Here is a 13,121-nt window from a genome sequence, read left to right on the forward strand (position 1 = left end):
CGGAAGCAAGATAGCTTCCGCGCGTGATTCAGGGCAGGAACTTAACGTTTTTTTCCGAATGCGGCGGCCAGTGCATCGCCCATGGCGCTGTTGCCAGCTGACGAATTGGCCGGTTTGCCGCGTGCTTTGTTGTTCGCCGCGGGGCGCGCATTCTCTTTGCCGCTGCTGCGGTTATTACCGCCGCGCGCATTGCTCTCGCCGGGCTGCTCGTCCAGACGCATGGTGAGGGCGATACGCTTACGCTGCATATCCACTTCCATCACCTTCACTTTGACGATATCGCCCGCTTTCACCACCTGATGGGGATCTTCGACGAACTTATCCGACAGCGAAGAGATGTGCACCAGTCCATCCTGATGGACACCGATATCGACAAAGGCACCAAAGTTGGTGACGTTGGTCACTGCGCCTTCCAGAATCATGCCCGGCAGCAGATCGTTCAGCGTTTCAACGCCTTCGGCAAACTGCGCGGTTTTGAATTCCGGACGCGGATCGCGACCTGGCTTCTCCAGCTCTTTGATGATGTCGGTAACGGTTGGCAGGCCAAAACGCTCGTCGGTAAAATCGCGCGCGCTGAGGTTGCGCAGGCCGCCAGGATTGCCCATCAGCTCATTCAGCGCCTGTTCCGTCGCGGCCAGAATGCGCTCGACCAGAGGATAGGCTTCCGGGTGCACCGTTGAGGCATCCAGTGGATTATCACCGTGATTGATGCGCAAGAAGCCCGCGCACTGTTCAAACGCTTTAGGGCCAAGCCGGCTGACTTTTCAGCAATTGCTGACGGTTCTGGAAGCGGCCATTCTCGTCGCGCCAGCTGACAATGTTTTGCGCCATCATGCGGGTTAACCCTGCTACGCGCGTCAACAATGCCACTGAGGCGGTATTCAGATCGACACCCACGGCGTTCACACAGTCTTCGACCACCGCATCCAGCTTTTTCGCCAGCTGGCTTTGGCTAACGTCATGCTGATACTGGCCTACGCCAATGGATTTCGGATCGATTTTCACCAGCTCGGCCAGCGGATCTTGCAGGCGACGGGCAATGGAGACCGCGCCGCGAATGGAAACATCCAGGTCCGGGAATTCCAGCGCGGCCAGTTCCGATGCCGAATAGACCGATGCGCCGGCCTCACTGACAATCACTTTCTGCGCGTTGATTTGCGGGAACTGCTTCTGCAAGTCGATGAAGAAGCGCTCGGTTTCACGTGATGCGGTGCCGTTACCGATAGCCACCAGTTCAACCTGATATTTGGTGCACAGGGCGGCCACGGATGACGCGGCTTTGGCGGCTTGTCCGGTATGAGGATAAATGGTGTCAAACGCCACCAGTTTGCCGGTGGCATCCACCACCGCGACTTTGACACCGGTGCGCAGGCCCGGATCGAGTCCCATGGTGGCGCGCATACCCGCCGGGGCTGCCATCAGCAAATCGTTGAGGTTGCGGGCAAAGACATTGATCGCTTCGTCTTCAGCGCGTTCGCGGATGGTGCTCATCAACTCGGTTTCGAGGTGCAGCAGCACCTTGATGCGCCAGGTCCAACTCACCACCGCTTTACGCCAGCTGTCAGCGGGGGCGTTATTCAGACGCAGCTGCAGATGATCGGCAATCAGGGTTTCACCGTGGCTTTCACGTGGCGCTTCTTCGAATTGGGGATCGGCATTCAGAGAGAGTTGCAGCACGCCTTCGTTGCGACCACGGAACATCGCCAGGGCGCGGTGTGAAGGGACGGAGCTGAGTGCTTCATGGTGATCGAAGTAGTCGCGGAATTTCGCGCCTTCTTCTTCTTTGCCTTCCACCACGCGTGATACGACGTGAGCATTCTTCCACAGATAATCACGCACTTTCGCCAGCAGCGAGGCGTCTTCGGCAAAGCGTTCCATCAGAATATAGCGTGCACCGTCCAGCGCGGCACGGACGTCGGCAACGCCTTTATCGGCATCAACATAACCTGCAGCCAGCGACTCGGGATCCTGTGAAGGATCGGTCCACAGGGTGTCAGCCAGCGATTCCAGGCCGGCTTCAATGGCGATTTGGCCACGAGTACGACGTTTCTGCTTGTACGGCAGATACAGGTCTTCCAGCTCGGTTTTATTCAGCGTGCCGTTGATGGCCGTGGCGAGTTCTGGTGTGAGTTTACCCTGCTCGTCGATGGATTTCAGAATTGACTGGCGGCGATCTTCCAGCTCACGCAGGTAGCCGAGACGGCTTTCCAACAGCCGCAACTGGGTATCATCCAGTCCACCGGTCACTTCCTTACGATAACGTGCGATAAACGGCACGGTGTTCCCTTCATCCAGCAAGCGAACGGCGGCGTCAACCTGGTCGGCGCGTGCCTTCAGCTCACTTGCGATAATCTGGCTCAGTGAATCTTTCATCATCATTAACAATGCTTACACAGGGTTGGAAAATAGGGGACAGTTATACGGATTGGGGCAGCAAATTGCCAGCCGGGGACAGGCGATTCCGTCTTTTTCTGAATGCAGCACGCACATCGCGGCGCACACCTTGCTGATAGCAAAGCAGTCGCTTATTGTTGGCCTCTTTGCTGCATCGAAACACTGTTACCACGAGTAGACGTTATGAAAACCCAACTGATTACCCGCGAAGGCTATAACAAATTACGTGCCGAGCACGACCATTTGTGGAACGAAAAGCGTCCGGAAATCACCAAAATTGTTTCCTGGGCTGCCAGCCTTGGCGATCGTTCGGAAAACGCGGATTACACCTACAACAAACGTCTGTTGCGCCAGATCGATCGCCGCGTGCGTTATCTGCGCAAGTGCCTCGCCGATCTGAAAATTGTCGACTATGCGCCGCAGCAGGAAGGAAAGGTGTTCTTTGGCGCATGGGTTGAAGTGGAGAACGAGCAGGGCGAGGCAAAGCGATTTCGTATTGTCGGGCCCGATGAGATTTACGGTGAGGCGATGAAAGAGTACATCTCGATTGATTCACCGATGGCGCGTGCATTAATCAAGAAAGAGGTGGATGACGAAGTGGTGGTTAACACGCCGGAAGGGCAAAAAGTCTGGTTTGTTAACAGCATCAGGTACGTCAAAGACGCAGAGTAAAAAGAGGCGGAGAATAATGGCTTGGGTAAAAAAGCCTTGGGTGCGACTTATTCTCCGGTGGCGAAAAGGGCTGGCAGTAAAAGGGGAAAGCGCCGCAGCCTTGCCGCGCCTTAAACGTTCGGATTATTTGCCAGGGGTCGTCGCGGTGGTGGTGGATGTGCTGCTGGTGCCTTTGTCACCGCCGCCCATGGTCGCCAATGCCACACCCAGCAAAGCGCCAACCGCACCCACGCCGATGGCGTCTGAGTTGCCCTTGGCGGTGGTTGAGGCTTGTGCGCCAGCCGCTTCGCCCGCGCTGGTGGCCGCATGAGCCTGAGAAAGGCTGGCCAGCACCAGTGCACTCAGCAAGACCGCAGTTTTTTTCATTTTTCTCTCTCCAAAGATGCGCAATGTCAGCAGGAACCCTTGCAGTTTCTGAGATCGTTCTGCGAGAAGAAAGAGTAGATTACTGACTGATTAATCTGACTTTATTTAACGCTGGTCTTGATTAGCCAGCAGAGCGTATTGTTCCGAGAGCAGATCTGCGCGGAAGAGAGAAAGTGCCAGATATTATGCTGCCCTGATGGCGGTATCAGGCTATTCTGGCCTGCCGACTTAAGCCAAATGGCCCGGAATACCATGATGGCGTGCGTCCAGCGCTGAAATGAACCAGATGCGGGAAGAAAAACGCTGAAATTTTCGGATTAGCGCTAAGCGGCTGGAAAACCCCGATAAAAAGCGCGAGACAACGCGCATTTCAAGGCTTAAATTAAATATAAGCTGCTGTTTAATATGCTTTGTAACAATTTCGGCTAGAATATAAACCATTAATAACTGTCACACTCGGGCATCTTTTTTACACAATATTGGCTCAGGCAATGGCGCCTTTGGGAGTTGAACATGCAAGAGAACTACAAAATTCTGGTCGTCGATGATGATATGCGTTTGCGCGCACTGCTCGAACGCTATCTCACCGAGCAGGGCTTTCAGGTGCGCAGTGTCGCCAACGCCGAGCAGATGGATCGTCTGCTGACCCGTGAATCATTCCACTTAATGGTGCTGGATCTGATGTTGCCTGGCGAAGATGGCTTGTCCATCTGCCGTCGTCTGCGCAGCCAGAGCAACCCAATGCCAATCATCATGGTCACGGCAAAAGGCGAAGAAGTGGATCGTATTGTTGGACTGGAAATCGGTGCCGATGATTACATTCCTAAGCCGTTTAACCCACGTGAGTTGCTGGCGCGTATCCGTGCTGTGTTGCGCCGTCAGGCCAATGAACTGCCTGGTGCTCCTTCGCAGGAAGAAGCGGTTATCGCTTTCGGTAAGTTCAAGCTGAACCTCGGTACGCGTGAAATGTTCCGTGAAGATGAACCGATGCCGTTAACCAGCGGTGAGTTTGCCGTGTTGAAAGCACTGGTGAGCCATCCGCGTGAACCGTTATCACGCGATAAGCTGATGAACCTGGCGCGTGGCCGTGAATACAGTGCGATGGAGCGTTCTATCGATGTGCAGATTTCACGTCTGCGCCGCATGGTAGAAGAAGATCCGGCCCATCCACGATACATTCAGACCGTTTGGGGTCTTGGCTACGTCTTCGTTCCGGACGGCAATAAAGCATGAGGCGATTGCGCTTCTCTCCTCGCAGTTCGTTTGCCCGCACCTTGTTATTGATCGTTACCTTGCTGTTTGTCAGCCTGGTAAGACCTATCTGGTGGTGCTGAATTTCGCCATTCTTCCGAGCTTGCAGCAGTTCAATAAAGTCCTCGCCTACGAAGTGCGTATGCTGATGACCGATCGGCTGCAGCTGGAAGATGGGACGCAGCTGGAAGTGCCACCGGCATTCCGGCGAGAAATTTATCGTGAACTGGGTATTTCGTTGTACACCAACGCGGCGGCCGAAGAGAGCGGCCTGCGCTGGGCACAGCATTACGAGTTCCTTAGCGAGCAGATGGCGCAACAGCTTGGTGGCCCGACCGATGTCCGTGTCGAGGTTAACAAGAATTCTCCTGTGGTCTGGCTGAAAACCTGGTTGTCGCCAGACATCTGGGTGCGCGTGCCGCTGACCGAAATTCATCAAGGCGATTTCTCTCCGCTGTTCCGCTATACCCTGGCGATTATGTTGCTGGCGATTGGCGGGGCGTGGCTGTTTATTCGTATTCAGAATCGACCCCTGGTCGACCTGGAGCATGCAGCGCTTCAGGTCGGTAAAGGCATCATTCCGCCTCCATTGCGCGAGTATGGCGCATCGGAAGTGCGTTCAGTGACGCGTGCGTTCAATCAGATGGCCGCAGGTGTTAAGCAGCTCGCCGATGATCGTACGCTGCTGATGGCGGGTGTGAGCCATGATTTGCGCACCCCCTTAACACGCATTCGCCTCGCCACCGAGATGATGAGTGAACAGGATGGCTATCTGGCGGAGTCGATTAACAAAGACATCGAAGAGTGCAATGCCATCATCGAGCAGTTCATCGATTATCTGCGCACGGGCCAGGAGATGCAGACCGAACGCGCCGATCTTAATGGTGTGTTAGGTGAAGTGGTCGCCGCAGAGAGTGGCTATGAGCGCGAGATTGAAAACGCGGTGATGCCGGAAGAGTTGATGCTGGATATCAATCCGCTGTCGATTAAGCGTGCGGTGGCGAATCTGGTGGTCAACGCAGCGCGCTATGGCAACGGCTGGATCAAGGTCAGCAGCGGTCAGGAACTTAATCGCGCCTGGTTCCAGGTGGAAGATGATGGTCCGGGTATTAAGCCCGACCAGTTGCAGCATCTGTTCCAGCCCTTTGTCCGTGGTGACAGTGCACGCAGTACCAGTGGCACCGGTTTAGGCCTGGCGATTGTGCAGCGTATTATTGATGCGCATGAGGGATCGCTGGAGATAGGTGAAAGCGAGCCGGGTGGATTACGCATTCGCGCGTGGTTACCGATTCCGGAAAGTAGCGGTACGGCATTGATCAGTAGTCATCACAACGTATGAATGTTGTCGGGTGGCTGCTAAGCCACCCGAAGGCGCACTCAGGTGCGCCTCAACATCTTTCTCACAGCTGCGGGCCAGCCTGCACCAGCGCTTTACCGGCATCGTTATCGGTGTACTTCTCAAAATTAGTGACAAAACGTTGTGCCAGCCCCTGCGCGGCTTGCTGCCATGCGGCCTCATCCGGCCAGCTGCGACGCGGATCAAGAATCGCATCCTCCACTTGAGCCAGTGAGATTGGCATCTGCAGGTTAAACACTGGCAGCGTCTCTGTTTCCACGTCATCCAGTTCACCCGCCAAAATCGCATTGATGATCGCGCGGGTGTCTTTCAGCGAAATACGCTTGCCGCTGCCATTCCAGCCGGTGTTAACCAGATACGCTTTTGCACCTGCCGCTTCCATACGCTTCACCAGCACATCGGAATATTGGGTTGGATGCAGCGTCAGGAAGGCTGCGCCAAAGCAGGCAGAGAAGGTCGGCGTTGGCTGAGTGACACCGCGCTCAGTCCCGGCGAGCTTGGCAGTAAAGCCTGACAGGAAGTGATATTGCGTTTGCTCTGGCGTTAAGCGTGAAACCGGCGGCAGTACTCCAAAAGCATCGGCAGTGAGGAAAATCACGCGCTGAGCATGGCCCGCTTTGGAAACCGGCTGCACGATATTTTCAATATGCTCAATCGGATAAGACACGCGCGTGTTTTCGGTTTTGCCGGCATCGGCATAATCAACGCTGCCATCCGCCCGCACCACCACGTTCTCCAGTAGCGCATCGCGACGGATAGCGCGGTAGATTTCCGGCTCGGCTTTCTCAGAGAGATGGATGGTTTTGGCGTAGCAGCCGCCTTCAAAGTTAAACACGCCATCGTCATCCCAGCCGTGCTCGTCATCGCCAATCAGCTGGCGATCGGGATCGGTGGACAGCGTGGTTTTACCGGTGCCGGACAGGCCGAAGAACACCGCAACATCTCCCGCTTTGCCGACGTTCGCCGAGCAGTGCATTGAGGCAATACCTTTCAGCGGCAGCAGGTAATTCATGATGGCGAACAGCCCTTTTTTCATCTCGCCGCCGTACCAGGTGCCGCCAATCAGCTGCATGCGCTCGGTGAGGTTGAAGGCGACAAAGTTCTCAGAGTGCAGACCTTGTGCCTGCCAGTCTGGATTGGTGCACTGCGCGGCGTTCATCACCACGAAATCGGGCTTAAACGACGCCAGCTCGGCGTCATCTGGACGGATAAACATGTTTTTGACGAAGTGCGCCTGCCAGGCCACTTCCATCACGAAGCGCACGCTCAGGCGGGTGTCGGGATTCGCACCGCAGAAGGCGTCGATGACAAATAAGCGTTTGCCAGAGAGTTGTGCCGTACAGCGATCTTTCAGCGCCTGCCAGGTTTCCTGCGACAGCGGCTGATTGTCATTTTACCGTTGCCAACGTCATTCCACCACAAAGTGTCACGCGTGGTGTCATCGCGCACGATGTACTTATCTTTTGGCGAGCGTCCAGTGAAGATGCCGGTATCCACGGCAATGGCGCCGCTCTGAGTCAGGGTGCCTCGCGCATAACCTTCCAGTTCCGGGCGGGTTTCTTCCTGAAACAGCGTAGTAAAGTCAGGGTTGTACACCACTTCTGTGGTGCCGCTGATGCCCAAAGCGGCGAGGTCTTGCGATGTCAGGCCGTGAACGCGCATGTGGCTGCTCCTTAAATCGGTGCTTCATAGCATTTTTATGAGGGATTCTGCGTCCTGTCGTGCATAGCCGGGCAGGGCAGATCGCGCGCAGTGTACACGTCTGAGCAGGGTGTAAAAGTGAAGAGAGTTAAAAATGCGAGCTGGAACGTGACAAGCAGAGGAATCCGCCAGTTAATAAACTAAAGTCAGTCTGAAGTAGTTAATTTTAGCGGAAAAGTGATGAATACATTCCTGACAGGAATGCGGGCGGCATAACCGCCCGTAGGGGAACTTAGTGCACTTGATCGCTGTTGCTGGTCGGAGCATTGCGAATGGCCGCAATATCCACCGCATCGTAAACATAATGCGAACCGCAATAATCGCAATGCATATCGATTTTGCCATCCTCTTCAAGGATTTCGTCCACTTCTTCGATCGGCAGCGTGTTCAGCACTTCGCCACAGCGTTCGCGCGAACAGGTGCATTTAAAGCTGACTGGCGTAGGATCAAACACGGTGGCTTCTTCCTGATGATAAAGACGCCACAGCACATCGGTCGCGGGCAGTTCGATCAGTTCTTCGCTCTTCACCGTCTCGGTCAGCGTAGCCAGATGATTGAAGTCATCCGGGTTGGGCTCTTGCGCTGGCAGCACCTGCAACAGAATACCGGCGGCACCTTTATCGCTGGTGCGGATAAACAGGCGGGTTGGCAGCTGCTCAGAGCGCATAAAGTAATCTTCAATGCAGCCCGCCAGCGTATCAGCCTCCAGACCGACCACGCCCTGGTAGCGTTCGCCTTTTTCCGGGGAAATGGTGATCACCAGATAGCCGTTACCGACCATCTCTTTCAGGCTGCTTCCCGGCGCGATTTCAGCGTCTTCCTTCACGCGGGCTACGCCACGCAATTCCTGCTTGTTATTGCCGTTAATCACCGCCAACGTCAGCGGGCCATCGCCCTGCAGCTGAACGGTGATATCGCCATCGAATTTCAACGTTGCAGTTAACAGGCTGGTGGCGACCAGCAATTCGCCCAGCAAAATGTTTACCGGCTCGGCGTAGTCATGATTTTTAACGACTTCGCGCCAGGTTTCGGAAACGTTGACCAGCTCGCCACGTACGGCGACATTTTCAAACAGGTAACGGTGCAGTTGATCTTGAACAGACATAGTATTTCTCTCGTGGGGGCGACGTTTATTTATCGCCCGACAATTTAAATTTCATCAAATCGCGGCGCTCTTTCTTATCCGGGCGGCGATCGGGGTGCGGCATGGTCAGCGCATTCATCTTGCGGGCCAGCGCGGTTTTCTCGCGCTTCTCAATACTGGTTGCTGTCTCCACATACATGGTTTGCGCTTCCGTTGCCGGGCGACGCTGATCGCTGACGGCGGTGATAACTACGGTGCGCTCATCATTTCCCTGACGCAGTGACAGCTCGGCGTGCAATTCCACGATTTTACTCGGTTTGCTGCGCTGGCCGTTGTAATGCACTTTACCGCCTTCAACCATTTCGCGAGCCAGCGCGCGGGTTTTGTAAAAACGCGCCGCCCACAACCATTTGTCGAGTCGGACGCCTTCGCTGATTTTCTCTTTCATTGCGGCTCCTGCTTTAGCGCAGCGTTTCACACAACTGGCGATAATCTCGCACCGCAGCATGACGCTGGAAAGATTGTTCGGGCCGACCAGAATCCGGATTGCTGACGCCTAAACACAAGCGAATGCCCCAGCGTGCTGCCGCATCAAGTATCGCTTCGCTGTCATCAATGAATAACGTGCGTGCACTGTCGAATGCGGTTTGCTGCTGCACAGCCTGCCAAAGACGTGGATCCTCTTTCGGATACCCAAAGGTATGGGTGGAAAGTAATAAATCAAGGTGGGCAGCCAAACCGGTCTGCTCCAGCTTAACCTCAAGATTGTAGGGATGTGCGTTAGTCAGCAAGATGGTGCGTTTGCCTGCGGCACGCAGCGCCTGTAACAGCGGCAGCGTGTCTTCACGCATCGCCGCACGGTGACGCTTTTCCCACGTCATGGCGCGAATATCTAAGGCGAGTTCTTGCGACCAGTAATCAAGACAATACCAGTTTAGCGTATGCACCACGGCTTGATATTTTTGCTGGATCAGCTGATGCGCTTCGGCCAGAGTGATTTCGCGCTCACAGCTCAACGTTTCGGGTACGTGTTCCAGCCAGAAGTGGCGGTCAAAGGCGAGATCGAGCAGCGTGCCGTCCATATCCAGCAACACGGTATCGATCTCGGACCAGTTAAGCGTCATCGTCATACTTCCCCCGACCTAAAAATAGGGCGACAGGGTAGCACAGAAGGGAAGGGCTCAGAACAGCGAGCGCACGCTCTGCATAGTGCTCAGATTGTGGTTGAAGCACTTATCGTAATACTGCTGAATTTCTACCATGCGCAGGCGATTGCGGTGCACGCGACGCAGTGCCAGTAAGCCATTGGTTACGCCACAGATAATCAGCACCAGCATCAGCAATGCGGTTCCCAGATAGCGCCACTGCGCCATCGCATCGGGTTCATTGTGCAAGGCGATATGGCGTGTACCGTTGGCATCGGTCGTGATGCTGGTGATGATGCCATTGGCGGCGAACGGCGTATGCAGCAGCATGCCCGACATGCGTTGCAGTTCACGCCATTGCGACGGCGCATCCAGATCAAACAGCGAAACCGAGGGTTGCGGTTGAGTCACCATCTGACGGCCTTCATCACTGATAATCAGGAAGCCACCCGGCGGGGGACTGTTGAGGTTTTCCGCCGCGCGGCGCGTTTCACGCGAGAAGAAGGTGGACGTTGCGGTATTCACCAGGTTTTCCAATGCTTCTGCACTGACCGGGCGCAGCAGAACATTCATGCCATTGAGCTTGCCGGAGTCAGCGCGGTGGATCAGTGAATCCCAATCTTTCGCATTACCCAGGTTCACCAGCGCATTTTTCAGGCGCACACAGTCCTGCTGCTGACTACACAGGTCCTGCGTTTTCAGCACCAAATCGGCGAAATCATCCAGCAGGATCATGCCCGATTTTTGAATCGCGGAGGCCAGCTGCGGGTTGAGTTTGGGATCGGTATTGGTTTCGGGATGCAGCTGACGCGTGGTGGTATCACGCAAGGCAGCAGCTTTATCAATAATGTCTGACTGCGGTTGCGGCAAAGGCACCGCATTGTTCCAGTAGATTGCTGAGCAGTCGAACGGCATATACGCATAGCTGCGGTTGCTCTGATAGTTGCCGGGCACGGAACACATGCCGGTACCGCTCACTTTTAAGCTGTCACCGATGTGCAACGGCAGCGCGTTGAGTTTATCGACGCTGTTGACTTCAATGCTTTCAGTGCCTTTCACCCACGCCAGGCTGAGCTTGATCGGCATACTCAGGGGAATCCAGGTGAACAACATCACCAGCACCAGCAGTGAGCCGCACGCCAGCACCAGATTTCTGCGCCAGCGTTGAACCGGGAAATTACGCACTTCATCGTGTAAGGAGAGGAAACGACCCTGGCGCACCACCTGACGGTTAAGATAAATATCGATATCCGTCACCTGACCTAAGTCGTGCGCCACATACGGCTGCCAGTGCGATGGATAAACTAAATCGATAATGCCCAGCGAGATGTTGCTCTGCTCCTGATTGGATTCACCAAACAGACCCCAGCGCTTTGGCGCGCCGCGCAGGCAGTGCACATCACGCAGCCCTTTTTCTCCTGGGAAACGGTAAAGCATCCACAGGCTTGCCGCGATGATGGCGCAAGCGGGCAGGGCAATCCACAACATCAGGCTGCCGGGCAGCACCAGACTGAGGAAAAACAGCAGGAAGGCAATGCAGATCGCTACGGCTTCGCGCGTGCCATCCGGGCGCGACAGGCGATACTCATCGGGGGTCTCTTTACGCACCTGCAGCAACTCGACATTTTCGCTCTCTTCTTTGCGAATGGAGGCGTTAGTCGACATGGATCGCACCAGCGGCGGCAGTGCAGGTTGCTCAACGGCGTAGTTGACTAAAGAGTGGCCATTGAGCGAGATCACCAGCGGCAATGTTTGCGTTCGAATCAGCTCAACATAGTTCTCTTCGGCGATGTACTGTTCCCACAGTGGGGGCAGATGCACTTCCACCTCATCGAGGTAGTAGCGCCATTGATGCGCATCATCGGTTGAGAGGCCATAGCGGGTGATGGAACGGGTGACGGGGTAAACGTTATTGCTTTGCGCGGTGAGCGTCAGAGCTTCCGTTTCACGCGACTTCTTTGTGGAGCGGACAGAACTTTGCTGCCGTTGTTTGGCCAGTGACGCGATATACGTTTCGACGGCACGGCGCTCTTCATCGGTCAGCTTACGGCAGGGCGGACTGATGAACGGCAGTGGTTTCGCCAACGGCGGACGATGCCGCATAGCGTACCAATAGCCAACCCCTGCTACTAATGAGCAGGCGAGCATGACAGCCAGAATGATAATAAAAGTGCTCATGCTATGCTCAGTCCAGCCAAAAATCTGCCTTCACGTTTAAGATGTACTCCCGGTAAAACCATCAATACCCGTCAATTTTGGCGAGCGGAAGTCATTCTTACAAGAAAAAAACTCAGATAAAATAACGCACAAAATCATTGAATTATAATTTATTAGATTATTCCTTAATGGGATGTTAACCATACAACACTCAATTAAATATCGGTATTTTCTGAATTTAACAAAACCCCGTTGACTTATTGTGAAAATTTAAGTGTATAGATAACAAGATGTTGTTAGCAGGCGTAAGCAAATATGTGTCATCCTGCTTTCCACTCGCTGCGTGTCGCACATTGCTTCGGGCTTCGGTATGCTGGCGTCATCGCGATTCACAAGGTAGTGCTAAGTTTGAGGCTGATATGAAAGTACCTATGAAAAAACCTGACATCCTCAACGTGGAAGCGGTGGCCCGCTCCCGCTTATTTACTATTGAAGCAGTTGATCTCGCTTTTAGTAACGGTGCACGCCGGGTGTATGAACGTATGAAGCCTTCCGACCGTGAAGCGGTCATGATCGTGCCGATCCTCGGTGATGACGTCATCCTGATTCAGGAGTACGCCGTAGGGCTGGAAAGCTATGAGCTGGGTTTTCCGAAAGGGTTAATTGATCCTGGCGAAAGCGCTTTTGAGGCGGCTGACCGTGAGCTAAAAGAAGAGGCTGGTTTCGGCGCCAAACATCTGGAAGCACTGGGTAAACTCACGATGGCGCCCTCTTACTTCTCCAGCAAAATGAACATTGTAGTGGCTGAAGGGTTATATGAAGAGAAGCTGGAAGGGGATGAGCCTGAGCCGTTAATCGTCCGCCGCTGGCCGCTTAATAATTTGCTGGCGCTGCTGGATGAACCGGATTTCCGTGAAGCTCGTAATGTCAGTGCGCTGTTCCTGGTGCGTGAATGGTTGGTGAAGCAGGGGCGTTTAACGTACTAGCTGATCGT

General features: G+C 54.5%; 8 protein-coding genes and 3 pseudogenes. 4 read left to right on the forward strand and 7 right to left on the reverse strand.

Annotated features, from left to right (window positions below; genetic code table 11):
• Positions 1 to 41: 41 nt before the first annotated feature.
• Positions 42 to 2,373 (reverse strand): annotated as a pseudogene (locus tag HA45_RS16825) (Tex family protein).
• 204 nt (positions 2,374 to 2,577) lie between these two features.
• Here HA45_RS16825 and greB point away from each other — a divergent pair.
• Positions 2,578 to 3,066, forward strand: coding sequence for a transcription elongation factor GreB (gene greB, locus HA45_RS16830; RefSeq protein WP_100701811.1), 489 nt, complete (start codon positions 2,578 to 2,580; stop codon positions 3,064 to 3,066).
• Positions 3,067 to 3,189: 123 nt separating this feature from the next.
• Here greB and yjbE read toward each other — a convergent pair whose 3' ends face one another.
• Entirely contained in the window at positions 3,190 to 3,432 is a 243-nt protein-coding gene (gene yjbE, locus HA45_RS16835; RefSeq protein WP_100701810.1) for an exopolysaccharide production protein YjbE, read from the reverse strand.
• A gap of 513 nt (positions 3,433 to 3,945) precedes the next feature.
• Between yjbE and ompR the strand changes: the two genes are divergently transcribed.
• Together ompR and envZ are read left to right on the forward strand one after the other, a co-directional pair.
• Positions 3,946 to 4,665 (forward strand): osmolarity response regulator transcription factor OmpR, encoded by a 720-nt coding sequence (ompR, locus tag HA45_RS16840; protein WP_100701809.1) that lies wholly within the window; start codon positions 3,946 to 3,948, stop codon positions 4,663 to 4,665.
• A pseudogene (gene envZ / locus HA45_RS16845) lies at positions 4,662 to 6,022 on the forward strand (two-component system sensor histidine kinase EnvZ). The gene ompR and the pseudogene envZ overlap by 4 nt, the downstream one beginning before the upstream one ends.
• Before the next feature lie 61 nt (positions 6,023 to 6,083).
• On the opposite strand, the pseudogene pckA reads toward envZ, so the two are convergent.
• The 5 genes and pseudogenes from pckA to HA45_RS16870 form a co-directional block, all read right to left on the reverse strand.
• Positions 6,084 to 7,702 (reverse strand): annotated as a pseudogene (gene pckA, locus HA45_RS16850) (phosphoenolpyruvate carboxykinase (ATP)).
• A gap of 271 nt (positions 7,703 to 7,973) precedes the next feature.
• Positions 7,974 to 8,846, reverse strand: coding sequence for an Hsp33 family molecular chaperone HslO (gene hslO, locus HA45_RS16855; protein WP_100701806.1), 873 nt, complete (start codon positions 8,844 to 8,846; stop codon positions 7,974 to 7,976).
• Between the two features lie 25 nt (positions 8,847 to 8,871).
• On the reverse strand, positions 8,872 to 9,273 hold the full coding sequence (gene hslR / locus HA45_RS16860) for a ribosome-associated heat shock protein Hsp15 (RefSeq protein WP_100701805.1): 402 nt from the start codon (positions 9,271 to 9,273) through the stop codon (positions 8,872 to 8,874).
• Between the two features lie 13 nt (positions 9,274 to 9,286).
• Complete coding sequence (yrfG, locus tag HA45_RS16865) at positions 9,287 to 9,955, reverse strand: GMP/IMP nucleotidase (protein WP_100701804.1); 669 nt, start codon at positions 9,953 to 9,955, stop codon at positions 9,287 to 9,289.
• Between the two features lie 51 nt (positions 9,956 to 10,006).
• Positions 10,007 to 12,148 (reverse strand): intracellular growth attenuator family protein, encoded by a 2,142-nt coding sequence (locus HA45_RS16870; protein ID WP_100701803.1) that lies wholly within the window; start codon positions 12,146 to 12,148, stop codon positions 10,007 to 10,009.
• 398 nt (positions 12,149 to 12,546) lie between these two features.
• Between HA45_RS16870 and nudE the strand changes: the two genes are divergently transcribed.
• A complete protein-coding gene (nudE, locus tag HA45_RS16875; protein WP_100701802.1) occupies positions 12,547 to 13,113 on the forward strand; it encodes an ADP compounds hydrolase NudE in 567 nt (188 codons plus the stop codon).
• The last annotated feature ends 8 nt before the right edge of the window (positions 13,114 to 13,121 follow it).

It is taken from the genome of Pantoea rodasii (genome assembly GCF_002095465.1).
GTDB classification, from domain to species: Bacteria; Pseudomonadota; Gammaproteobacteria; order Enterobacterales; family Enterobacteriaceae; genus Pantoea; species Pantoea rodasii.